This is a genomic window from Rhizobium sp. SRDI969 (assembly GCF_025152725.1).
GTDB lineage: Bacteria > Pseudomonadota > Alphaproteobacteria > Rhizobiales > Rhizobiaceae > Rhizobium > Rhizobium leguminosarum_I.
This window is the reverse complement of sequence record NZ_CP104036.1, coordinates 341,431-365,719: the sequence shown is the minus strand read 5'-3', so window position 1 is coordinate 365,719 and position 24,289 is coordinate 341,431. Positions and strand designations below refer to the sequence as shown.

The following is a 24,289-nucleotide window of genomic DNA, read 5'->3' as shown; positions in this document are numbered from 1 at the left end:
ATGCTTTTTGGTAAAACGATCCTGGTGACCGGCGTGGCTTCCGGCATCGGCGCCCGCACGGCGGAGTTGGCCGGCCAGATGGGTGCCGAAGTCATCGGCGTCGATGTGCGCGAGCCTGCCAGTGGAAGTGCCGCCTTCATCAAGGGTGACCTCTCCACGGCATCAGGCGTTGCCGAGATCGCGGCACGGCTTCCAGCGCGCCTCGACGCGCTCGCCAATGTCGCCGGCCTCTCCGGCAGCACCGGCGTCGTCTCGACGCTTGCCGTCAATTTCTACGGCCTTCGTGCCCTGTCCGAAGCCGTGGCGCCCCGCCTGCGCGAAGGCGGGGCCATCGTCAATGTCGCCTCGATCGCCGGCTACGGTTGGCGCGCCAATCTCGAGCGGGCGAAGTCGCTGACATCAATCGAAGGCTTTCCCGAAGTGGCGGCAGTTGTCGCCGACCACGATCTCAAGAATGAGGAAGGTTACCCGCTCTCCAAGGAGCTGCTGCTGCTGTGGACGATGCGGGCGGCCCACCAGCCGTTATTCAAGAACCGCGGCATCCGGGTGAATGCTGTCAGCCCCGGGCCGGTGGAAACGCCGATCCTCAAGCAGTTCCGCGCCGTGCTCGGCGACGCCAGGGTCGATAGCGACATCACCCGCGTCGGCCGCGCCGGCACCTCCGCCGATATCGCGCCCGCCGTGCTCTTCCTCTGCTCGGATGGCGCACGCTGGATCAACGGCGCCAATCTTGCCGCCGACGGCGGTCTCGAAGCTTCCATCAACGCCGAAGTCCTCGGCTTCTAGTTCTTGTCCCAAGGAGACCTCCGATGAATATTTCCCTGCTTATCAACGGCGCAGACCGCGCGGCCTCCGGCGGCCGCACCTATGATCGCATCGATCCCTTCACCGAAAAGCTCGCAAGCCGCGCCGCCGCGGCAAGCCTGGAGGATGCTGCCGCGGCAGTCGATGCCGCCAGCGCCGCCTTCGGCGCCTGGTCGAAGACCGGTCCCGGCCAGCGCCGCGCGATCCTGCTGAAGGCCGCCGATATCATGGATTCCAAGGTGGGCGAGTTTACCCGGCTCATGATCGAGGAAACGGGCGCCACCGCGCCCTGGGCCGGCTTCAATGTCATGTTTGCCGCCAATATCCTGCGCGAGGCCGGCGCGATGACGACGCAGATATCAGGCGAAATCATCCCTTCCGACAAGCCGGGCACGCTCGCCATGGGCATTCGCCAGGCCGCGGGCGTCTTCTTGGCGATTGCTCCCTGGAATGCGCCGGTCATCCTCGCCACCCGCGCCATCGCCATGCCGATCGCCTGCGGCAACACCGTCGTCCTCAAAGCATCCGAACAATGCCCCGGCACGCACCGGCTGATTGCGACAGTGCTGACCGAAGCCGGCCTGCCGGCCGGCGTCATCAACGTCCTCACCAACGCGCCGGAGGATGCGCCTGAAATCGTCACCGCGTTGATTGCCCATCCGGCCGTCAAGCGCGTGAACTTCACCGGCTCGACCAAGGTCGGCAAGATCATCGCCGAGACCTGCGGCAAATATCTCAAGCCTGCCCTTCTCGAACTCGGCGGCAAGGCGCCGCTTGTTATCCTCGACGACGCCGATATCGACGGTGCCGTCAATGCCGCCACTTTCGGCGCCTTCATGCATCAGGGGCAGATCTGCATGTCGACGGAGCGGATCATCGTCGACGAGACGATCGCCGATCAGTTCGTCGCCAAACTGGCCGCCCGCGCCAGCCAGCTGCCGGCCGGCGACCCACGTGGCCATGTCGTTCTCGGCTCGCTGATCAGCCTCGACGCAGCGAAGAAAATGGAGGAGCTGATTGCCGATGCGACGGCCAAGGGGGCAAAGCTCGTGGCCGGCGGCAAGCGCTCGGGCACCGTGGTCGAGGCGACGCTGCTCGATCACGTGACGCCCGAGATGCGCGTCTATGCGGAAGAATCCTTCGGCCCGGTCAAGCCGATCATTCGCGTCTCCGGCGAGGAAGAAGCGATCCGCATCGCCAACGACACCGAATACGGCCTGTCCTCCGCCGTCTTCAGCCGGAATGTCCAACGGGCAATGGCGGTTGCGGCGCGGATCGAATCCGGCATCTGCCACATCAACGGCCCGACGGTGCACGACGAGGCGCAAATGCCCTTTGGCGGCGTCAAGGGCAGCGGCTACGGCCGCTTCGGCGGCAAGGCGGGGATCGCCGAATTCACCGACCTGCGCTGGATCACGGTCGAGGATTCCGCCCAGCACTATCCCTTCTGAGCCGGTTTGACGGGCTTCACCGTGCCACGACGCCATTGAGGTCGTGGCAGGGTCTATGCTCAGACCGCAAAAGGGATTTCGCACGGCCCTTAGAAAGGTGCTTCAGCGCTTCGATATGGCGTGGGCCGCGAAATAGCGCGGTGCCTATTTGAAAAGGTTCCAGGACCTGTTCTCGGGCTCCAGTCCGGAACCAAAACTTGTCACACGTATTCGTTCGAGAATGGCTTTCGACCTTATGGCGGGCGAGCAAATGGCTTTACACATCAAACGAATCTACGAGCCGAAAGACGATAAGGACGGGGCGCGAATCCTGGTCGACCGGCTATGGCCTCGCGGGTTGAGCAAGCAGGATGCAGCAGTCGATATCTGGTTGAAGGATATCGCGCCAAGCCCGGCGCTACGCCGTTGGTTCGGCCACGACCCCGCGAAATGGACAGAGTTCCAGCGCCGCTATCGAGACGAGCTGGAAAAGAATCCGTCCGCCGTCGAGGAACTGAAACGCCAGATTGGGCGATCGGACGCGACGCTTCTCTACGCTGCGAGAGACCTGCACCACAATCACGCTATCGTTCTTCAGCACTTCGTCGGCGAAGGCTGACACGGCGGTGTGGCCGCATGGATCTACGAAAAATTCGCTCGGCGGAGCGATACCTCCCGCGCATACCATGAATATCGCCGGACTGCAGCCGATGGTGGAAAGCTCTGTTCAATCCTCAATCTCCTGAAACCGCGGAAACGACGTGCGCGGGGAACTGAACCAGCAGGCGCAGTTCTTTTTGCTCGCTGCCGGGACAGAACAAAAAAGCGAATCCCGGAGAAGCGGGCTCAGGAGCACGTATAATCTAGTAAAAATGTAGAGACACTTTAATTTGGCGTGATCTTATTCGGAGGGTATGATGAAGATCACAAGACGAGCTTTCACTGCACTGGTCGCAGGTGCCATCGCGACACCTTTGACGCATGTCCGGCCGGCTGGCGCGGCTGACAAGGTCGTGCGTATCGGCTACCAGAAATATGGAACTCTGGTGCTTCTCAAGGGCAAAGGGTTGCTGGAGAAGAAACTCAAATCCATCGACTACACGGTTGAATGGACCGAATTTCCGGGCGGTCCGCAGCTCCTCGAGGCCCTGAACGCCGGTGCTGTCGATTTCGGATCGACCGGCGAAACGCCACCGATCTTCGCCCAGGCCGCGAACGCTCCGCTTGTCTATATCGCACATGAGCCGCCCGCCCCGCGCGGCGAAGCCATACTGGTCCCTAGGGATAGCCCGATAAAGTCGGTCGCGGAGCTGAAGGGCAAGAAGGTCGCCTTCAACAAGGGCTCGAACGTGCATTACCTGCTCGTTAAGGCGCTCGAAGAAGCCGGCTTGACCTATGAGGACGTGGAGCCATCCTTCCTCGCTCCAGCCGACGGCCGCGCAGCTTTCGAGAAGGGCGCGGTGGATGCATGGGTCATCTGGGATCCCTTCCAGGCAGCTGCGGAAGTGGCGATCGAAGCGAGAGAGCTCAGAAACGGCGAGGGCATCGTTCCCAATCACCAGTTCTATCTCGGCACGAGTACGCTGGTTGACGGCCACGCCCAGGCGATCGATGTCTTGATCGACGCCATTTCCGAGATCGACGAATGGACCAAGTCCGATACCGCGGCTGCCGCGGCAGAGCTATCACCGTCGGTCGGCATCCCCGAATCTGTCCTCGTCAAGGCGCTCGAACGTCAGTCCTATGGGATCAAGAGCCTGGATGACTCTGTCGTCGCGCAGCAGCAGAGCATCGCCGACACCTTTTTCAAACTCAAGCTCATTCCCAAGGAGGTGACGATTGCGGACGTTGTCCGCAAGGGCAAGGCGTAGTGCTCATCGACATGGAAGGCGCGATCTCTGCCTGTAGAGGAGGTAGCATGACGGTTCCACTGGTCAGCTTGAGCAATCTGTCGACCGAGGCATCCCCCTCGCCAGAAGAAGCCCCAAAGTGGGCCGCCATTCGAATACATCGATGCTGCAGTAAACACCGGAGCGGACGAAGGGATCTTCAGCACTGAACGCCTCGAACTCGGCGAGCGTTTCGACTTCCGCGATCACGACGGCGGTCGAACCCTTGCCCTCCGCCGGCGGTGCAGAAGGTCCGGAAAGCAAGATGCGGATCGCCGCGCCATTCAGATAGGCCTTGTGTTCCTCGAGCAATCGGGAACGCTCGCCAGCCTTGCCGGGGTCGGATAGCGCATAGCGAGCAACGATCATTGTCTATTCTCCCCTGGCGTCAGCACGAAATCGAAATCGGAGCGCCAGACCGTCGCACGATCGACACGCTCGAAAGGCGCGACCAGGCTGCTTTTCACACCAAACACCGTATCGGATTCCAGATAGGGATCGTCGCCGACAAAAGTGTGGGTTACGAGCTTCTGATAAGCTGAAGCCGTGATCAGGTAATGGGTATGGGCAGGACGGTAGGGATGGCGGCCGAGGCACGTCAACATCTGGCCGACCGGGCCGTCATCCGGGATCGGATAGGAAACCGGCTTTATGCCGACGAAACTATAGGTGCCATCTGCGCCGGTGACGAAGATGCCCCGGTTGTTCCACTTCGGCTGGATATCCGGCTGCTGGACGTCGTAGAACCCATCGGAATTATCCGACCATACATCGATCCGGGCTCCCTCGATCGGATTGCCGTCAAGATCCAGCACTCGGCCGACGAAGAGACAGCTCTCGCCTTTGCCATCGAGTGAGATGTTTTCGCCCATCTGCCGTACAGGCGCCCCTTCGACATGGAACGGACCGAACACTGTATTTTCGGTGGCGCCTGGCGGACGCCGGTTGTTGATCGCATCCACCAGCATCGAGAAACCCAGCGTGTCGCTCAGCAGGATGAACTCCTGTCGCTCGTCATGGCAGAGATGGCCGGTTCGGTCAGGAAGCCTATGGCCAACTCCCATTCCTCCGGGGTCAGGCTGATATCCTTGGCAAAGGCATGCAGGTGCTTGACAAGCGACGCCATGATTTCGGCCAGACGCGGATTAATGTCCTGCCCCATCCGCGAGTTGACAGCTTCCGCGGATCTCTCTTCGCTGAAATATTCAGGCACGTGGCCATCCTCCTAAGCGTTAACGCGGCCGCGCGCCCTCCCAGGCGCTCTGCAACAAGGCCCGGATCGCTTCCCGTTCGATGGGCCGCGGGTTCCAGTAAGGGTTCTGCTCGGCGAGTTCCGCCGCACGGTCCAGATCGGCTTCCTTCATGCCCAGATCTCGCAGCGCCATGGGGGCGCCGATCGAAGCAGCAAAATCATAAAGACCGCCGCCCAGCGAGCCGCCGAAAAGATAGGCAGCGGGCTCTAGCGCATCCATTGCGGCCTCCGCGTTGTAGGCAGCAGAATGGGGAAGAATGATCGCATGGGTTTCCGCATGCGGCAGATCGAAGCTACCGCCCAGCGTATGGCAAAGCTTGTGATGCAAGGCCATTCCAACCGCTCCGAGCACCGTGCCGCACAGCCAGGAGCCGTAAAGCGCTTCGCTTCGCGGCTCGATATCCCCAGGTGCATTGACGATTTGAGGTAAAGCCTGCTTCAGCGCGCGCAGCCCCTCGACCGCCATCATCGACGAAATGGGATTGCGATCCCGTGCGTAGAGACCTTCGACCGCATGCGCCATTGCATTCAGTCCGCTGCTGACACTCATGTTGACCGGCAATCCCAATGTCAATTCGGGGTCGTAGATCACCACTTCGGGCAGGATGCCGGCCCCGCGGACCGTGGTCTTCTGCCCGTTCTCGGTCTGGCCGAGGATCGGTGTAACCTCCGACCCCGCATAGGTCGTCGCTACCACGATTTGCAGAGCGTCGTTGCGATAGGCGATTGCCTTGCCGAGACCGATCGTCGATCCGCCGCCGATCGCGACGACGCAATCGGCACCGGCTGCGTTATATGTCGCCATCGCGCGCTCGGTCACATCGACCGGCGTATGCATCGTCGCATGGTGGAACAGTCCCGTCGCAAGCGGGCCGAGAGATGCAGCGATCCGTTCAGCCTCCGCTTTCTGGTGCGGGGTCGATAGGATCAGGGCGCGCTTGCGGCCCTGCCCAGTCATTGCATCGGCGAGACGGTTCAACGAGCCGCTCCCGAAGAAGATCTGGGCCGCGCTGCCCGTGTATTTGAAAGGTGCAACCATGCTATCGATCGAGTTTGAAGAGTGAAACCGCGTTGGTGCGACCAATCTTCAGGCGGTCGGCTTCGGAGATGGTCGTGCTGTCGAACCAGTTTGCAGCATGGTCGACGTTTTCGAATGGCCAGTCTGTCGAGAACAGAATTCGGTCCGCTCCGATTTCCAGCATTGCATCGATAAGCGATTGCGTGCGGAAGTTTCCCGACGTCGTGATATAGAAATTCTCGTTGAAATAATCGGCAATCGGGCGTTTGGCCGGATAGTTCTTCTCCACCTTGACCCACGCATTCCGGTTGTCGATGCGCCACATCATGTATGGCAGCCCCTCGCCCATGTGACCAACGATGATCCGCAAAGCCGGATGCTCGTCAAACAGGCCGGATCCCATCAAGCGCAGCGCATGAACGGCGGTCTCCTGGGCGAAGGCCCATGTCGGGCCCATCAGCCAGGAATGGTCAGCATAGATCCGGCTGTCCTCCGGCAGCGGGTTGCGCGGATGCAGATAGAAGGGAACGTTGAGCCTTTCGACTTCGGCCCAGAATGGACGATATTGCGGCAGGTCGTAATATAGCGGCGTCGTTCCGTCGCCTTCCTGGGAGAAGCCATTGACCAGCGCGCCGACGAAACCCATCGTCGTCACGCAGCGCTGCAATTCCTGCGCAGCTGCATCCGGATCCTGCAGGGGCAATGCTGCAAATCCCAGGAAACGGTTCGGGTTCTTGACGCATTGCTCCGCCAGAAAGTCATTGGCGCGTCGGGCAATATCCAGGGCCTTTGCCTTATCCGGGATTGCTTGGACAGCCGGAGCGTTCAGCGACAGGATCATCTTCTCGATGCCGTGGGCATCCATCAACCGCAGACGCTTGTCGTGGATATCCAGGAGACGGGCTGACAGTTCCGTCCAGTAGTCGCCCGGCACGAATCCTGCCGAATCCTGCAGCGTCTCGGGGATGGCGAAATGTTCTTCAAGCGCGATCTTGCCTTGCACGATATAATCTCTTTCCTGTCTTAAATCGAAATACTGCGGATGGCGGATCAGAATTGTCCCTTGGGCGGAAGGCCGAGCAGTTGCTGGCCGGCCATGGTGCCGACGGCATCCCAATTCATGGAAAAATGGCGTCCGACGGCATTTGCATCACGCCATGCCCGCTGGACGGGGTTGGACATCTGGAGGCCGAGGCCGCCTGTCGATGCATTGAGTGCCTCCACGGCCCGAAGGGCCAGGCTGACCGCAAAGGACTGGCTGCGGCGGGCGAGAATGCGATCTTCTTCGGTGATCTCGCCGGTGCCATCCTCGCGGGCCTGGGCCAGTTGCTGCGCCCGGGCAATATCCCGCAGAATGATTTCGCGGGCGGCATCCACGGATGCGGAGGCTTCCGCCACGCGAAGCTGGATCGTCGGAAATTCAGCAATCTTGTTGTTGCCGCCGGCCACTGCACCGCGTGTCACACGGGCCCCCATGTGGTCGATGTAGCTCTCCAGGGCGCCCTTCGCCGCACCGACGGCTGCGCTGCCGAGGCAGAACGGAACCCCCATGAGCAGCGGAATGTTGAAAAGGCCGATACCCTCGTAGCCACGTCCGCCCGGCGTCCTGCCGGAGGTCGCATCCGGAAAGCTCAGAATGCGGTATTCCGGAACGAAGACATCCTTGAGGATCAGGCTTTTTGAGCCGGTGCCCGCGAGGCCCACCACATCCCAAGTCTCGTCAATGGTATAATCGCTGGCAGGAACCAGAAGGAACGCCGGAAGAGGACGTTCCCCCTCGCGATTTGGCGGAATGATTGCCGCACAGAGCGCCCATTGCGCGTTTTCACATCCGCTCGCAAAGGCCCAATCGCCGGATAGCCGGAAACCACCCTCGACGCGTTCCGCCATGCGGACCGGCGCATAGGAACCGCAGAGCAGCGCATCCGGATCGCTGCCCCACACGTCCTGTTGAACCCTTTCATCGAACATGGCAAGCAACCATTGATGCGCGGAAAGAAGACCGGCAACCCAGCCGGTGGAGGCGCAGGCCGCCGACAGTTCGATATTTGCATCGACAAGCTCGGCAAAGGATCCTTGGTCGCCGCCAAAGCGGGCAGGCTTGACGATATCGAAATAGCCGGCGGAGCGCAGCAGATCGATGGAGCGCGCCGGCACACGGCCGGATTTTTCGGTATCGCGCGCGCCGGCCCGGATTTCGTCCAGCATCGGGGCGATGCGATCTGCAAGGCATGCGGTCTTGACCCGCGCCGAGGCGGGAAACAGGGCGGCTGTATGGTTCATGGAACTACCTTCAGTTCTGGGATGCAGGAAGCGCGTGCTGTGGCGCGCAATATTTCGAATTCTCGTACATCAGTGCGATTGTGTTTTCGGAATGGCGTGTATCCACCACCTGCCCGATGAAGATGGTGTGCGTTCCATAGGGAACTGCGCCCATGCGGCGGCAGACAACAGAGGCATGAGCGGAGCCCAGCACCATCATGCCGCGCTCATGGCGAACCCAATCGGCAGCGTCGAACCGACGCTCAGGCGCAATCTTGCCGCTGAAGCCTTCCGATACGGCTGCCTGCCTGTCGGTCAGAATGCTGACTGCGAATTCCGGCACTTCGAGCAGCATGTTATGCAGGTAGGTGCGATTGTTCAGGCAGATGATGAGAGATGGCGGATCCATCGAAAGTGATGTGACGGCGGTCGCCGTCATTCCATGATCCGCGCCGTTGCGACAAGCAGAAATGACCGTCACCGTCGCCGGGAAACGGCGCATGGTCGATCGAAACGCATCGCTGATCGGTGCGGGGGCCGGCGCTATGCCGAGGGCAGCAGTGGCAGACATGATTTCCTCCCGTGTCTCCTTGGCATCTAGATTATTGCATTTGCAACTGTTGTCAACGCAAATTTAAAAATCAGCTGGAAAATGCTTGATCTACCCAGCCCTTCTCGGCGACTGAAAGCCAATCGTGTTGTCAACCCGGTAATTTAGGTGCATGTCGGAGAGAGCCCCCAGCAAGCCGAATCCCGCCAGCAGACAGAGACATGTACAAACTTACCGATTCCGTTCCCTATCTTCTCAATCGCGCCGGCGTGCGGATAGCCGAGGTATTCGCGCAGAGAATCGCCGAAGACAATCTCAGCGTGGCGATGTACCGGGTTCTGGCCATGCTCAAGGAGCGCCGGGAAAGCACCCTGGGGGATCTCGCCGACGTCGTCTCTGTCGAGATTTCGACGCTTTCGCGCCTCGTCGGCACACTGGCCAAGCGCAAGCTGGTATCGCGAACACGGCCGGAAGATAACGGCCGCATCGTCATCGTGAAGCTGACCCCCCAGGGCGAGGCGCTGACGGAAAGGCTCATGCCGCTTGCCGTCGAGCTTGAACGCACTGCGGTCCAGGACATGTCGGACGAGGAGGTCGCAGCCCTGAAGAAGGCGCTGCGCCGCATGCACAGCAACCTGCCGGCAATGTCCGGAAAGGGAAAAGTTGCGAGCTGAAAAGTTTGCAGTTGCAAATATTTTATTCGCAAGTATTTAATAGCGTGTCATCGTTGTCTTGACATAGCCCGTTTGCGGGTGAGTCTGGCGCTGGGAGGAACCACGCCGGCAACGATCCAGGAGGATTTGTACACGGATCGACGCGGACCTGCCGCTGGCAGGAGCGTACTTCCTGTACGCAAATGTATGGGGAGGGAAAATTGGCCATACAAGATCTCGCTATTATCAATGAACGTGTTCGCAGCCCGAATATCATCATCGCCCTTTGCGGTCTGCTGATCCTGTTCGACGGCTATGACCTGATCGTTTACGGCGCAGTCGCGCCGGCGTTGCTCGGTGAAGCCAGTTGGGGCCTGACGCCGGGCATGGTCGGACGGGCTGCCTCCATCACCCTGTTCGGGATGCTGCTGGGCGCTCTCGTTGCCGGAACACTTGCTGACAGGATAGGTCGTCGCAAGGTCATCATCGGCAGTCTGTTGAGCTTTTCCGTGATGATGATCGGCAGCGGTCTTGCGCCGAACTTTCTCGTTTTCGAGGGAACACGCTTTCTCGCCGGCCTGGGTCTTGGCGCTCTTTTTCCAACCGTAACCGCTTTGATCATCGAGTTTTCTCCGCCGAAGCGGAAGGCAATGGCCTATTCGATTGCTCTTCTGGGTTACCTGGCCGGCGGCATCATCTCGGGCATGCTCGGAATGCTGTTGATTCAGAAATACGGATGGCGGCCACTGATGATTATCGGCGGCGCACCGATCCTGCTTCTGTCTTTCTTCATCCGGCTCATCCCCGAGTCCCCCGAATGGCTGGCAACGAAGAACCGCCAGACCGAAGCCAACCAAATTGCAAACCAGTACGGGCTGCCCAATGCCGTCGCCAGGCCTGCTGCGTCACGCCAGGTCGGCATCCGGTCGCTGTTTTCCGAAGGTCGCCTGCTGCCGACATTAAACGCATGGAGCATCCACTTCTGTTCGCTTCTGCTGACATTCGGCATGGTGAACTGGCTTCCGACCATCATGAACAAGATGGGCTATGACCTCGGTTCTGCTCTCCTCTTCTCCGTAACGCTCAATCTCGGAGCCGCCGTCGGCCTCCTGATCGGCGCAAGGATTGCTGACCGCGGAAATGTCAAAATTGTCGTGGCAGGTATGTTTCTTCTCGGAGCCTGCTCGATCTGGTTGCTGACGCAGGTGGATCAGGGCCTCCAGGTCTATGGTCTCGTCGCACTTGCCGGTACGGGAACGATCGGCACCCAGATCCTCGCCAACATTCTCGTTGGAAATCTCTATCCTGTCGAAATGCGCGGAACCGGCCTTGGCTTCTCGCTCGGCATCGGTCGTATCGGCGGCATGATAGGACCGGCTATCGGCGGTGCGGTTCTGGGTGCGGGCCTGGCTCCGCAGTGGAACTTCTACATCTTCGCATCGGTAGGAGCCTTGGGATGCGTGCTCGCACTCATGACGTTGCTATATCGCAAAAAGGCTGATTGACGGCCAGATTGTCGGCAGGTCTGGCATTCAGAACCTGCCGACAATGCAAACCTTGTGAAGCCAAATTCAGCTTGTTTCCAGTAAGCGAGGCTGCTGTACTGGAACGCCGGTCAACAAGCGGCGCGAGCAGACGGTATGGCCGTCCCCATACTGCGGGCAATGCGCCGACCGTCAACAAGATCCAGCCACGTGCTATTCCTTCACTGCACCGGTCATCGATGAGACGTAGTAGTCCACGAAGAACGAATAGAGGATGACCACCGGGAGCGAGCCGAACAGCGCGCCCGCCATCAGCGATCCCCATTCGAAGACGTCGCCGCGCACCAGTTCGGTCAGCACGCCGACCGGGATGGTTTTGTTTTCCGACGACTGAATGAAAGTCAGCGCGTAGATGAATTCGTTCCAGGACAGCGTGAAGGCGAAGATCCCGGCGGAAATCAGCCCGGGTACAGCGAGCGGCAGGATGATCTTGGTGAGAATCTGCCATCTGTTAGCGCCATCCACCAGTGCGCTTTCCTCCAACTCGAAGGGGATCGAGCGGAAATAGCCCATCAGCAGCCAGGTGCAGAAGGGAATGAGGAAGGTCGGATAGGTGAAGATCAGCGCCAGCCGCGAGTCGTAGATCCCGAGCTTGAAGACGATGAAGGCAAGCGGGATGAAGAGGATCGACGGCGGCACGAGATAGGCAAGGAAGATCACCAGACCGACCGAGCGGGAGCCGGTGAAGCGGACGCGCTCGATGGCATAGGCGCCGAAGACCGAGGCCACCAGCGAGAGAAAGGTGGAGCAGACCGCGACCAGCATCGTGTTCCACAGCCAGCCCGGATAGGATGTCTCGAGGAACAGGTATTTGATGTGCTCGAGTGTCGGTCCCACCACCCAGAAGGGACTGTAGTTGCTATAGTCGGTCAGCTGGTCGTTCGGTTTCACCGCGGTGATCGCCATCCAGTAGAACGGGAAGAGCAGCACGAAGACGAAGACGGCCATCGGCAGATAGAGCATCACGATCCGCCGCGGCAGGCGGTTCAGATAGCTCATTCCTTCGGCATTGTCGGTCACGACCTGATCGGCGGCATTTGAATTTATCGACATCGTTGTTCCCCCTAATCCTGACCGCCCTGTTGCCATTTGCGCCGCTGCAGGCCGAAGAAGCTGAACATGATCGCGCCGAGCAGGAAGGGCACCATGGCGACCGCGATGGCCGCACCCTCGCCGAGCTGGCCGCCGGGGATGCCGCGCTGGAAGGATAGCGTCGCCATCAAATGCGTCGCATTGACGGGTCCGCCCTTCGTCAGCACGTAGATGAGCTGGAAATCCGTAAAGGTGAAGAGCACAGAGAAGGTCATGACCACGGCGATGATCGGCGTCAGCATCGGCAGCGTCACATAGCGGAAACGCTGCCAGTTCGTGGCGCCGTCGAGCGAGGCGGCCTCCTGCAGCGATGCCGGAATTGTCTGCAAGCCCGCAAGCAGCGAAATCGCCACGAAGGGAATGCCGCGCCAGACATTAGCGACGATGACGGATATGCGCGCGTTTATCGGGTCGCCGAGGAAGTTGATCGGTCCGCTGATCAGCCCCAGCTGCATCAGCGACCAGGAGATGATTGAGAACTGGGAATCGTAGATCCACCAGAAGGCCAGCGCCGAAAGCACCGTCGGCACCACCCAGGGAAGCAGCACGATAGCCCGGAAGAAGGACTTGAACGGCAGGTGCTGATTGAGCAGCATTGCCAGCCAGAGGCCGAGCGCGAATTTCAGCACCGAGGCGACGGAGGTATAAAGAATGGTGTTGAAGACCGACACCCAAAAGACGCTGTCGTCCATCAGGAACTGGTAGTTCTCCAGCCCGATGAAGATGCCGTCGCGGCCGATCCTCGTATCGGTGAAGCCGAGCCAGACACCGAGCCCCAGCGGATAGGTGAGAAAGCAGACGAGGAAGACGGCCGCCGGCAGCATGAACAGGAAGCCGAGCACATTGTTGTTCTGCAGGAGCGAAGAGATCGGCCCGCGTCTATCCTCCGAATTCGCCATCGACATTGCCTATCTCCCAGATTGCACTTGAACTCCCAGATCATTTCGCGGCACGCCGAAGGCCGGCATGCCGCTTGCTTTAAAGCGCGGCTCAGACGCGATAGTAGCGGTTTGCCCGCCGTTCAGCTTCCTTCATCGCATCTTCGGGCGACATCTGGCCGGTGACGGCGGCCGCATACATGTCGACCAGGACGTAGTCGGCCATGGTCGCTGCCGAGGCATAGCCGAGGGGTCCGGCATAGCCGTTCGGACGCAGTTTTTCCGAGGCACGCGCGTAAGGCGCATGGACTGGATCGGATGTCCAGATTGGGTTGTTGGCGAAAGCCTTGAGCGGCTGGCAGCAATAGGCGCTGGAGCCCTGGATCCACGCATTCATCTGGTCGGCTTCCATCATGAACTTGATGTAGGCTTTCGCCGCTTCCGGATACTTGGTGTGCTTGAAGAGAAGCAGCGAGCTCGTCTGGAAAAGCTCGGCGCTCTGACCGACCGGACCGATCGGGAAATTCGTCGTGCGGATGTCCTTGGCGATCTCGGCAAGTTTTGGGTCGTTCTTGGCGGTGTAATAGACCGAGACGCCGTTGGCGATCAGCGACACCTGGCCTGCGAGGAAGGCGCGGTTGTTGTTGACGTCCTGCCAGCTTTCCGTGCCCGGAATGAAGGTGGCATAGAGCTCTTTGGCGTAATTGATCGAAGCCAGCGTTTCCGGGCTGTTGATCGTTACCTTGCTACCCTCGTCGACCATCTTGCCGCCATGGCTCCAGAGCAGCCAATGGGCGTAGTTGTTGCCGTCGCCGACGGCCTTGCCGTGTGGGAAGCCGGCCGGCGTGCCCTTGGCTTTCATCGCCTTGCAAAGCTCGAGGAAACCCGCCGTGTCCTTCGGGAATTCGCTGAAGCCGGCCGCCTTCACGTGAGTGTCGCGATAGACCACCGCATTGCCGATTGCCGTCAGCGGCATGGCGATGAAGGTGTCGCCGCGCGCGGCATAGCCCTTCAGGCCATCATACCAACCGCCATACTTGTTGCCGAGATAGTTGGCGAGCTCGGTCAGGTCGACCAGCTTGTCGGGATACTGGTGAGCGTCGTCGAACCAGCACATGATGAGGTCCGGGCCGGAGCCGACATTGGCCGCGACGGCGGCCTTCGGGCGGATATCTTCCCAGCTTTCCTTGTCGATGCGTACCTGGACACCGGTCGCGTCCATGAATTTCTTGGTGTTTGCAAGCCAGGCCTCCTCGTCGCCCTTGACGAAGGGTGTCCAGCGCAGCAGCCGCAGGCTGGCACCGCTTTCCGGCGTGTAGGTCGGTTCGGCCTGCGCGAAGGTCGGCCGGATGCCGATGCCGGCGGCGCCGGCGACGGCAGCCGAGGCGGCAAGAAAGTCACGTCTCTTAATCCTCATGATACTCCTCCTCTTCAAAACAGCGGGTGCGAACTCTCCGGCACTCACCTCCCGCTTGGTGAACGACGGTCCTTGCATCCCTGAACCGGGGTGCTGCCAACCTGCGGGTGACGGGGGTTCCTCCGCCCCGCGCCACCGCCGGACGGCGTCAGTCGGTCAATCTCCGGCCGCTCTCGGCATCGAAGAGATGAACATGAGCGGCGTCGATCGCAACGCGCAGGGTTTCGCCCGGCCGCGCGCTGACGCGCTCGCGGAAGACACAGCTGAGGTCGCTGCCGCCGAGCCTAAGGATAAGATGCGTCTCGTAGCCGGTCGGCTCGATCACCACGATCTCACCCGGCAGGCCATTGGCGTCGAGCAGAATGTATTCCGGGCGAAGCCCGTAAACGAGGTCGCGACCCAAGGCGTCGACAGGCGGGTTGGAAACCGGGAGCGCCGTGCCGTCCGGCGCCTTGAAACGTGTCGGGTTTTCGGGGTCGAGCCTGCCCTTGATCATGTTCATCGCCGGCGAACCGATGAAACCGCCAACGAAGAGATTGGCCGGCTTGTCGTAAAGGTCGAGCGGCGTGCCGATCTGCTCGACGACGCCGTCATGCATGACGACGATTTTGTCGGCCATGGTCATCGCCTCGATCTGGTCATGGGTGACGTAGACCGTCGTCGTTTTCAGCCGCTGGTGCAGTTCCTTGATTTCGGCGCGCATGGCGACGCGCAGCTTCGCATCGAGGTTGGAGAGCGGTTCGTCGAACAGGAAGACTTCCGGATCGCGGACGATCGCTCGCCCCATGGCGACACGCTGGCGCTGGCCGCCGGAAAGCTGGCGCGGATAACGGTCGAGCAATTTATCGAGACCGAGGATGCCTGCGGCGTATTTCACCCGCTTCTCGGCTTCCGCCTTCGGCGCCTTGTTCAGCATCAGCGAGAAACCCATGTTCTCCTGTACCGTCATATGCGGATAGAGCGCATAGTTCTGGAACACCATGGCGATGTCGCGGTCCTTGGGGGGCAGCGTGTTGACGACACGCCCGCCGATCTTGATCTCACCGCCGGAAATATTCTCAAGTCCCGCCAGCATCCGCAGAAGAGTAGATTTTCCACAACCAGACGGGCCAACCAGGATCACGAACTCCCCGTCGGCAATGTCGATATCGACGCCTTTGATCACCGGAAATGACCCGAATGATTTCCGCACATCCGTGAATTGAACGCCTGCCATACCCACTCCTCCCAGAAATCGAGCGCTACATGCTATGTCTTCGTATTTTCGTATATCTTGCCGGCGGCCTCATCTTCTCAAGGCCCTCAGCCGCTGCAGTCCCGCATATGCGGGTGTGCCTGGGCGGTACTCTCCTCCTATGGGGCGGTTTTAGCCCCGCTCAATCTCATCCGGACGCACCCGGAGCGTCTTCGGCGAGGTAGACCTCGATCAACTCGTCCACCGTGGTTTCGGCGACGAAACCCAGTTGCACCGCGCGTTCAGGCGTAAAGGACTTCGGCCATCCGGCGACGATCCCTTCAATGACCTCGTCGCGGCGGCGATCGATCAAGTCCGCCGCGTCGGGACCGGCAGCACGGCTTAAGGCGGCAATCTGGTCGGCAACGGTGGCGGCGACGCCCGGCATGGTGAGCGTGCGCCGGACACCCAGCGCCGCCGTGTCGAGCGTCGCAGCATGGATCAGGAACTTGATGGCGGAACGCGGGCTTGCCAGCCAATGCTTGACCGTTTCTTCGACCGGGAGAACAGCCCGCTGGCCTGCAAGCGGCTCCCGCAGGATTCCGGAAAAGAAGCCCGATGCGGCGGCATTCGGCGCACCAGGCCGGATCACGATGGTCGGCAACCGAATTCCGACGCCGTCGATAAAGCCGCGCCGCGAATAGTCGGCAAGCAGAAGCTCGGATATCGCCTTCTGGACTCCGTAGCTGGTGAGAGGTGCGAGCACGTAATCGTCGGGAATGGGATCGGGAAACGGCGAGCCATAGACCGCTATCGACGAGGAGAATACGAACCTCGGGACATACGCCTGACGGCTTCCTTCCCGGCGGATCGCTTCCAACAGCGATCGCGTGCCATCGAGATTGACCCGGTAGCCGAGTTCGAAATTGCGCTCGGCTTCGCCGGAAACAATCGCCGCGAGATGGAAGATCACGTCGGCCCGGCGAGACGCCAGGGCTTCCGCTGCGCCGCTTTCGGAAATATCGGCAGCCAGCGCTTCCACCGGCCCGACGACACCCGTGGGTATCGGTGGAGGCGCGATATCCACGAGCGTCATGCGCGTGATTGCGTCGCCGCCGAGGGAACCACCGCGCCCCAGCGTGGCGGCGAGCTTCCGGCCGATCATTCCTCCTGCCCCGACAATGAGAATATGCATCGTGTTTCGCCTCCCTGCGAACTACGAGAAGAGTAGCTTGGTCGTCGTATAAATACGGGTTTCGTGGGTCGCGAAGGCCGCGGATGCTGCGTCGGGATCGCGCGTCTCCAAGCCGGCGAGGATCATCCGGTGGTCGGCGATGCTCGCGGCGATAGTCCCCGGCTGCGAAACGACGCGCTTTCGGTGGCTCAGGAGATAGGAGTAAAGGTCGGCGGCTACATCAGCCAGCACCGCGTTGCCGCTGGAACGGTAGATGGCCGTGTGAAATTCGCGGTCGCAAATCAAAAAACGGACAGGATCGTCACACGCGGCCTCCTGTGCTGCGATCGAATTGCGAAGATAATCGAGAGTTGAAGGCTCGATCTTGACGGCTGCCGCCCTTGCTACTCGCGCTTCGATAAGAAGCCGCGCCTCATGAACATCATCGAGATTGTAGGCTGCAATGTCGCGATAACGCGCCGCTTGAACAGCCAGCTCGCCGACGTCCACGGATGCCACCACGGTTCGCATCCCTTGCGCGACGGAGAGGACGCCGTGGGTGGAAAGGATGAGGATCGCGCCACGCACGGTCTCGCGGCTGACCGAAAGCGCGGAAGCCAGTTCGCGTTCGCCTGGTAGCGGATCGCCCACCTTGAGAATACCGGTTGCAATGAATGTTGTGATCTTCTGGACGACGAAGTCTTTCATCGAGGTCTTCGGCGCCCCGCCGAGCGTCGCAACGTCGTCTTCGAGCATCGCTCGAACATCCATTGCTTTCCCCTCCTCGCCCATAGTTCTACTGGTCCGGTTAGTGGACCAGTAGAACCGAGCTTACGAAGGTTGTCAACGCTTCATGTCCGCAACCTCGTCAATCGATATCATCAGCGCCGAGTTCAAGCGGCTTTGGAGATTCTGCCGAGGCGCTTGATCGCCTGTTCCAGTGGACGCTTGCCATCGCCGTAATATTCCCAGGCAGAGGACTTCGACAGCAGGGCCGGAACGGTGCGGATGGTGAAGCGCTTCGGGTCCAGGTCCGATTTGACCTGGGTCCAGGTCAGTGGCATCGAGATGGTGGCACCCGGCCGGGCGCGCGGTGACAAAGGCGCCACCGCCGTCGCCATCCGGTCGTTGCGCAGATAGTCGAGGAAGATCCGGCCGTCCCTGAGGCTCTTCGTCATTTTGATCAGATAGAGATCGGGATTGTCGCGCGCCATCTGCTGGCACACATCATGGGCGAAACCCTTCGCTTCGGCCCACGAAAGCGGCTTGCGCTTGTTGACCGCAAGCGGAGTGACAACGTGCAGACCCTTGCCGCCGGTCGTCTTGCAAAAGCTGATCAGGCCCAGCGCGTCGAGACGGTCGCGCATTTCCCGGGCCGCTGAAACGACCGCGGAGAATGGCACGTCCGGACCTGGATCGAGGTCGAAGACGAGCCGGCCCGGCACCTCAGGCTGATGCGGTTCGCAATTCCAGGGATGCAGCTCGACGGCGCCGATCTGCGCGACGGCAGCCAAGCCTTCGACACGGTCGATCTGCAGATAGGGCTTTTTGTCGCCAAAGACCTTGACCAGTTCGAGAAGGTTCGAGGTGCCGGGCATCGCATGGCGCTGGAAAAATTGCTCGCCGCCGATCCCGTCGGGTGCGCGGATGACCGAACATGGGCGTCCCTTGATGTGCTCGATCAGCCAGGAACCGACGGTTTCGTAGTAGCGAGCCAGCTCTTCCTTGGTGACGGGTTCGCCGTCATTGGCATTCGGCCATAGCGGCTTGTCCGGGTTTGAAATCAGCACCCCCATGACCTCGGCCTTGGCGCTTTTTCGGCGGACGGGCCTAGCCTTCGCCTGCGCCGCCGGCTGCGGCACGTCAATTTGTGCGGGCTTCGCCGGCCGTTCGGCCTTGACCTCTCTCGCCGGCTTGTCTTCCCGCAGTCCCTTGAAGGCCGCCTGCCGGACAATGCCGTCGGCGGTCCAGCCTGCGAATTCGATTTCCGCCACGAGCTCGGGCTTCAGCCAGGTGACCTCGGCCTCCTTCTTCGGCGCGCCGATGCCGGTGAATGGCGATTTCGCCGTCTCGAGCGCTTTCAACTTCGGCAGCAGCATTTCCACTTTCTTTGCGCCATATCCGGTACCGACGCGGCCGACATAGACGAAGTGGTCGCCACGATAGACGCCGACCAGCAGGGAGCGGAATTTCCCGTTGGTCTTGGCATAGGCGCCGATTACCACCTCATGGCCGGCGCGGCATTTCGACTTCGCCCAGCTTTGGGTACGGCCGGATTGATAGGGTGCATCCCCTTGTTTGGAGATGATGCCTTCCAGCGAGAGCTTGCAGGCAGACCGGAGAACTGCATCGCCGCCAGTCTCGAAATGCTCGACGAAACGGATGCGCGGATCGCTGCCGGCGTCGGACAGAAGGCTTTGAAGCCGCGCCTTGCGCCCGACGAGCGGCAGAGATCGCAAATCCTCGCCTCCCTCATAGAGAAGATCGAAAGCGAAATAGACGAGTTCGCTTGTCTTGCCTTCCGAAAGGGCGGCCTGCAGTGCGGCAAAGTCGGGAGCGCCATGATCGTCGAGGGCGCAGATCTCGCCGTCGATGATCGCATCGGGCAGTGTCGATGCCGCCGCGGCGATCTCTGGGTATTTAGCTGTCCAGTCGAGCCCTTTCCTGGTCTTCAGCGTCACCTCACCATCAAGCACTCGCATCTGGATCCGGTAGCCGTCGAACTTGATCTCGTGAATCCAGCCGGTGCCTGCCGGAGGGCGCTCCAGGGTCTGGCAGAGCTGCGGCGCGATGAAATCCGGCAGATCGACCTGTGTCACCGTCTTGGAGGCTCCTCCAGTTCGGGCATCCTCTTTTCTTTCTTCGGCGGCAAGTCCCTGATTGCTGTCCCAGACCGCATCGGCCTGAACATCGCCACCCTCGACCATGAAAGGCTTGGGCTTGCGGCCTTTGCCGGCCGCAATCATCTCCATGGTACGGCCGGATGCGACCGATGTCTGGTTTTCTTCGAGGATAGTCGCGCCGTTCTCGTCGACAGAAAACTCGTCGTGGTGTTTGATCAGCAGCCAGTTGGTGCGCTTGCCACTATCGCGATCATTGCGCATCCGCACCAGCACGAAGCTGCCGTGCAGGCGTTTGCCTTCCAGCGTAAACTTGAAATCGCCTTTTGCCAGCGCCTGCTCCGGGCTCTTCTTTCCTTCCGGTTCCCAATAGCCCCGATCCCACAGCATCACCGTGCCGCCGCCATACTGGCCTTTCGGAATGGTGCCTTCGAAATCACCATAGTCCAGCGGGTGATCCTCCACCTCAACCGCCAGCCGCTTGTCGTGCGGATCGAGCGATGGCCCTTTCGTGACAGCCCAGGACTTGAAGACGCCGTCCAGCTCGAGCCTGAGATCGTAGTGCAGTCGGGTGGCGTCGTGTTTCTGGATGACGAAGCGACGGCGATTACTGCGCGAGAGACGTTTTTCACCGCTCGGCTCGGCCGTCTTTTGGAAATCGCGCTTCGATCGATAGGTCGATAGTTTGTCACTGGCCATGGTCGTTCCCAAAAGCAACCCTGCCAGCGAAATGCCGGCCGAGGGCTGTAAGTTCCATTACAGTCTTATTCCGGCGCTCATCGGGAAAACGCCCACTTCGTCATCATTGATACTCTAGATGGCCGCATGGCGCACTGGCCGGGGCGGATGCGTGGCAGGCTTCCTCTTCCAGGGGGCCAGAACGACCGCCATGCCGGCTTCGAAACAGGCGGCCACGAAAGCCTCGCGGGCAATGATGCCGGGAATAGCGGCATTGAGGGCACCGCGGCACGTCTTCACCGCTCGATCATGGCGCTCTCCATGACGCAGCGGCCACTCGTTCTCGAGAAAATCCAAGGCCTCGTCGACGCTGGTGAAGGTGCGCTCCAAACCGCACTGCAGCCGGATTATCACCGGCCGGTCCATGGAACATCGTTCAGCGGCATCTTTTCCTCCTTTCATGCCACCAATGGTCCTGATGAAAATGATATTGTGGGTGATGGCGGACCGTTCAAGAGCGGCCTGCCACTCCGTTGAAGATCATCGTACCGCTGCGCTCTTTCGCTTGACTGTCCTGCGTCACAGTCACATTCGGTTCTACTGTCTCCCGGGGAACCGTGGCGGACACCGGCGAGAAAAAAATCAACGTCTCGCTGCATCGTTATCTTGCTTCAAGCGTTATTTGCCACCACGGGGATGCAAAGATGCGCTGGGATCAATGGCTGTCCGTTCTCGTCATCACGCTGATGATGGCTGCGTTTCTATGGGGTCGCTATCGATATGATATCGTCGCCGTGAGCGCACTTCTCATCGCTATCGTTGTCGGGGTCGTCCCAGCCAAAAATGCCTTTAGCGGCTTTGCCGACGACATCGTCATCATTGTCGGCAGCGCGCTCATCGTCAGTGCTGCGATATCCAGGTCGGGGATCATGGACGTCGCATTGCGCAGATTTTCTCCCGAAAGACGCGGGCCAAGGATGCAGTTGATCATCTTGGTCGCAATTGTCGCAGCTCTGTCAGCCTTTATCAAAAACATCGGCGCGCTGGCGATCATGATACCGGTGGCTGTGCAAATGGCCCGCAAATCAAGCGTATCGCCGTCAATGTTCCTGATGCCTATGTCTTTCCCTCGCTGCTCGGAGGGCTTATGACGCAGATCGGCACCTCGCCGAACATCATCGTTTCCAGGGTGCGCGAGGAGATTACCGGCCAGCCGTTCACGATGTTCGACTACACACCCGTCGGCCTGGCGCTCGCAATCGCCGGCGTTGTCTTTCTGGCGCTCTTCTACAAGCTGCTGCCTGAAAGATCACGGGTGGAAACCTCGATGGACGAGGCGGTAGCGATCAAAAACTACACCACAGAAGCCAAGGTCGCCGCGCCGTCAGGAGCGATCGGGCAGTCAATCAGCTGGCTGCAGAAACCTGGTGGTGGCGACGCGATGGTCACCGCCATTATCGGTGGCGGCGGCCAAAAGCGCACGCCCCTTCCCGACACCGTTCTCAAGGATGGCGATCTTCTTATCATCGAGGGGGAGCAGAGCGCGCTCGACAAGATCGTCAGCGAAGCCAAGCTTCAACTGTCCGACCGCAAGCACGAGCCCGAGGTAGGCCGCGACATCAGTTCTGTCGAAGCCATTGTCGGCGAACATTCCCGTTTGATCGGCGTCAGCGCAAAAGATGTCTCGCTCTTCGACAATACCGGCCTCAACCTTCTCGCCGTCAGTCGCCGCGACAAGCGCTTCACCGAGCGCCTGGGGGAGATCAAGATCCGCAATGGCGACGTCGTGGTCCTGCAGGGCAACCTGCAGGCATTACCGGATCTTCTGCGGGAATGGGGATGCCTGCCGCTCGTCGAACGAAATCTCAAGCTCGGCAACGCCCGGAATGGCCTCGTCCCTGTCATCATCCTGATGGCAACGATGGCGGCCACAGCCTTCGGTGGGATTCCCGTTGCGGCGGCGTTTTTCGCCGCCGCTTTTTTTATGGTGGTCGCCGGGTCCATCCCCTTACGGGAAGTTTATCGCCAGCTGGATGCGCCCATTCTGATCATGCTGGCCGCTTTGATCCCGATCAGCGATTCGCTGAGGACCACCGGAACCACCGACATCATCGCCGATCTGCTCTCGCGAACCGCCGAAATGCTCCCGCCCTTCGGTGCCCTGGCTCTCATCCTGATTGCGGCCATGGCCGTAACGCCGTTTTTGAACAATGCAGCAACGGTTCTGGTCATGGCACCGATCGCCGCGACCTTTGCCGAGAAGCTGGGCTTCAGCCCCGACGCTTTTCTGATGGCGGTGGCAATCGGAGCAGGCTGTGACTTCCTCACGCCCATCGGACACCAGTGCAACACGCTGGTGATGGGACCGGGCGGATATCGATTTGGTGACTACGCCCGACTGGGCCTGCCGCTCTCGCTCATTGTGGTGCTCGTCAGTGTGCCGATCCTGTTGCTGGTCTGGCCGATCTGATCGCATCTGACACTGGGCGTTGCGCCGACCGATAGAAGTTTCTAAGCCGAGATGTTTTCCTCACGCGGCGACGTCAGGAATAGACAAGCGCAGAATCTGGGCATGTTTACAAAGCTTCTGCCAAGCTGCATCGCCGACCGGCACCCCCTCTTCCAACGCGGTGCGGCGCCTTCGTGCCGCGTTGTCGCCCGGCATGCGGACGGGGCCATTGTTCCAGGGTGCCGGAGGATTGCTGCGGCAGGAAGAGGCGAGAAAGTCGGACTGCGCCGTAAAGGCATCCAGCCCGGCGAAAAAGGCGGGGTCGATGACCTGAAGGAAAGCGCTTTGCGAAAACACACCGGACGGCGCGTTCGCCCGTCCCTTGCCGGAAAGCCCCTGTCCCAGCAATTCCACGATCAGCCCGAGCCCAAAGCCCTTGTGCCCCTTCAACTGGCCGCCGAGGGGCATCATCGTCCCGCCCCGTTCGGTCACCTCGCGCGGATCATCGGTCGGTTCGCCTGCGGCGGTGAAAGCCCAGGCCTCAGGAAATTTCTCCCCGGCCTTCGCCATGTTTTGCGTCATGGTCGTGGTGGTGATCGAGGCAGAGACGTCGATCAGGATCGGATCCTTGGACGTCGGGAAGCCGGCCGCCATCGGGTTGGGCGTCAGAAGCGGCTTTGTACCGCCATAGGGCGCGACTCTGCTAGCTGCGGGATGCGAGACCGACAGCTGTATGATCAGACCGCGGTCGGTGACCTGCCGCATGAAGGCTGAAAGAGCGCAGGTATGGTGGCAGTTACGGATCGCGGCAGTGACGACGCCATGATCGCCGACCCGTTCGCAGGCCTGCTCGATCGCCTTCGTCAGCAGCCATGCGCCCGGCAGGGATTTGCCGTCCCAAACAAAGGCTGCGCCGCGGTCGTTTACGACGTCATAGCTGCCGGACTTCGCAAGGGAACCGTCCTCCAACGCTTCGACATACCAGTTCAGAAGGCTGACGCCATGGGTTTCGTGGCCGATCATGTCGCCTTCCACCAGGACTGCGGCAGTCGTTTCGGCCTTGTCGGTCTCCATGCCCGCATGCGTTAAAATCTGCTCGGCGAATTGGGTCAGGACAATGCGGTCAATCAGGGGCATAGGCATTCCTCCCTCGCGTCATGGAAAGCACGGGCCGCTATTTGCGGC

At 60.6% G+C, this 24,289-nt stretch carries 19 protein-coding genes and 3 pseudogenes; 7 read left to right on the top strand and 15 right to left on the bottom strand.

Annotated elements, in window-relative coordinates; genetic code table 11:
- The 4 genes from N2A41_RS25890 (at position 1) to N2A41_RS25875 (ending at position 4,105) form a co-directional block, all read left to right on the top strand.
- Positions 1-786 carry a coniferyl-alcohol dehydrogenase gene (locus N2A41_RS25890; protein WP_260111162.1) on the top strand — a complete coding sequence of 262 codons (786 nt, stop codon included), beginning with the start codon at positions 1-3 and terminating at the stop codon, positions 784-786.
- A gap of 23 nt (positions 787-809) precedes the next feature.
- The gene (locus N2A41_RS25885) at positions 810-2,255 is read left to right on the top strand and encodes an aldehyde dehydrogenase (RefSeq protein ID WP_260111161.1); all 1,446 of its coding nucleotides are present in this window, start codon (positions 810-812) and stop codon (positions 2,253-2,255) included.
- 250 nt (positions 2,256-2,505) lie between these two features.
- The gene (locus N2A41_RS25880) at positions 2,506-2,853 is read left to right on the top strand and encodes a DUF488 domain-containing protein (protein WP_260111440.1); all 348 of its coding nucleotides are present in this window, start codon (positions 2,506-2,508) and stop codon (positions 2,851-2,853) included.
- 298 nt (positions 2,854-3,151) lie between these two features.
- A complete protein-coding gene (locus N2A41_RS25875) occupies positions 3,152-4,105 on the top strand; it encodes a sulfonate ABC transporter substrate-binding protein (protein ID WP_017967611.1) in 954 nt (317 codons plus the stop codon).
- Between the two features lie 63 nt (positions 4,106-4,168).
- Here the strand turns inward: N2A41_RS25875 and N2A41_RS25870 are convergent, their stop codons facing one another.
- The 6 genes and pseudogenes from N2A41_RS25870 to N2A41_RS25845 form a co-directional block, all read right to left on the bottom strand.
- Positions 4,169-4,492: a YciI family protein gene (locus N2A41_RS25870; protein WP_222296191.1), complete on the bottom strand. Its 324-nt coding sequence runs from the start codon at positions 4,490-4,492 to the stop codon at positions 4,169-4,171.
- A pseudogene (locus N2A41_RS25865) lies at positions 4,489-5,336 on the bottom strand (dioxygenase family protein). Before N2A41_RS25865 ends, N2A41_RS25870 begins: the two are co-directional and overlap by 4 nt.
- A 19-nt stretch (positions 5,337-5,355) precedes the next feature.
- Positions 5,356-6,414, bottom strand: coding sequence for a maleylacetate reductase (locus tag N2A41_RS25860; RefSeq protein WP_260111160.1), 1,059 nt, complete (start codon positions 6,412-6,414; stop codon positions 5,356-5,358).
- Between the two features lies 1 nt (position 6,415).
- Positions 6,416-7,396 (bottom strand): gamma-resorcylate decarboxylase, encoded by a 981-nt coding sequence (gene tsdA / locus N2A41_RS25855; RefSeq protein ID WP_260111159.1) that lies wholly within the window; start codon positions 7,394-7,396, stop codon positions 6,416-6,418.
- A gap of 47 nt (positions 7,397-7,443) precedes the next feature.
- The gene (locus N2A41_RS25850) at positions 7,444-8,676 is read right to left on the bottom strand and encodes a flavin-dependent monooxygenase (RefSeq protein ID WP_260111158.1); all 1,233 of its coding nucleotides are present in this window, start codon (positions 8,674-8,676) and stop codon (positions 7,444-7,446) included.
- Between the two features lie 10 nt (positions 8,677-8,686).
- Positions 8,687-9,226 carry a flavin reductase family protein gene (locus N2A41_RS25845; protein ID WP_017967617.1) on the bottom strand — a complete coding sequence of 180 codons (540 nt, stop codon included), beginning with the start codon at positions 9,224-9,226 and terminating at the stop codon, positions 8,687-8,689.
- 200 nt (positions 9,227-9,426) lie between these two features.
- Between N2A41_RS25845 and N2A41_RS25840 the strand changes: the two genes are divergently transcribed.
- On the top strand, positions 9,427-9,879 hold the full coding sequence (locus tag N2A41_RS25840) for a MarR family winged helix-turn-helix transcriptional regulator (protein ID WP_017967618.1): 453 nt from the start codon (positions 9,427-9,429) through the stop codon (positions 9,877-9,879).
- A gap of 182 nt (positions 9,880-10,061) precedes the next feature.
- Positions 10,062-11,363 carry an MFS transporter gene (locus N2A41_RS25835; protein ID WP_260111157.1) on the top strand — a complete coding sequence of 434 codons (1,302 nt, stop codon included), beginning with the start codon at positions 10,062-10,064 and terminating at the stop codon, positions 11,361-11,363.
- Between the two features lie 192 nt (positions 11,364-11,555).
- On the opposite strand, the gene N2A41_RS25830 is transcribed toward N2A41_RS25835, so the two are convergent.
- The 8 genes and pseudogenes from N2A41_RS25830 to N2A41_RS25795 all read right to left on the bottom strand — a co-directional run bounded on the left by N2A41_RS25830 (position 11,556) and on the right by N2A41_RS25795 (position 21,101).
- Positions 11,556-12,455: a carbohydrate ABC transporter permease gene (locus N2A41_RS25830; protein ID WP_020397497.1), complete on the bottom strand. Its 900-nt coding sequence runs from the start codon at positions 12,453-12,455 to the stop codon at positions 11,556-11,558.
- 11 nt (positions 12,456-12,466) lie between these two features.
- Positions 12,467-13,399 (bottom strand): carbohydrate ABC transporter permease, encoded by a 933-nt coding sequence (locus N2A41_RS25825; RefSeq protein WP_260111156.1) that lies wholly within the window; start codon positions 13,397-13,399, stop codon positions 12,467-12,469.
- A gap of 85 nt (positions 13,400-13,484) precedes the next feature.
- A complete protein-coding gene (locus N2A41_RS25820) occupies positions 13,485-14,789 on the bottom strand; it encodes an ABC transporter substrate-binding protein (RefSeq protein WP_260111155.1) in 1,305 nt (434 codons plus the stop codon).
- A 148-nt stretch (positions 14,790-14,937) separates the two neighbouring features.
- Entirely contained in the window at positions 14,938-16,005 is a 1,068-nt protein-coding gene (locus tag N2A41_RS25815; protein ID WP_260111154.1) for an ABC transporter ATP-binding protein, read from the bottom strand.
- Positions 16,006-16,171: 166 nt separating this feature from the next.
- Entirely contained in the window at positions 16,172-17,158 is a 987-nt protein-coding gene (gene denD / locus N2A41_RS25810) for a D-erythronate dehydrogenase (RefSeq protein ID WP_162115763.1), read from the bottom strand.
- A 21-nt stretch (positions 17,159-17,179) separates the two neighbouring features.
- On the bottom strand, positions 17,180-17,908 hold the full coding sequence (locus tag N2A41_RS25805; RefSeq protein ID WP_162115904.1) for a FadR/GntR family transcriptional regulator: 729 nt from the start codon (positions 17,906-17,908) through the stop codon (positions 17,180-17,182).
- Between the two features lie 122 nt (positions 17,909-18,030).
- Positions 18,031-20,676: a DNA ligase D gene (ligD, locus tag N2A41_RS25800; protein ID WP_260111153.1), complete on the bottom strand. Its 2,646-nt coding sequence runs from the start codon at positions 20,674-20,676 to the stop codon at positions 18,031-18,033.
- Positions 20,677-20,790: 114 nt separating this feature from the next.
- Positions 20,791-21,101, bottom strand: a pseudogene (locus N2A41_RS25795) (DUF982 domain-containing protein).
- Between the two features lie 258 nt (positions 21,102-21,359).
- Here N2A41_RS25795 and N2A41_RS25790 point away from each other — a divergent pair.
- A pseudogene (locus N2A41_RS25790) lies at positions 21,360-23,125 on the top strand (SLC13 family permease).
- A 60-nt stretch (positions 23,126-23,185) separates the two neighbouring features.
- Here N2A41_RS25790 and N2A41_RS25785 read toward each other — a convergent pair.
- A complete protein-coding gene (locus N2A41_RS25785) occupies positions 23,186-24,247 on the bottom strand; it encodes an Ldh family oxidoreductase (RefSeq protein ID WP_260111152.1) in 1,062 nt (353 codons plus the stop codon).
- Positions 24,248-24,289 lie beyond the last annotated feature (42 nt).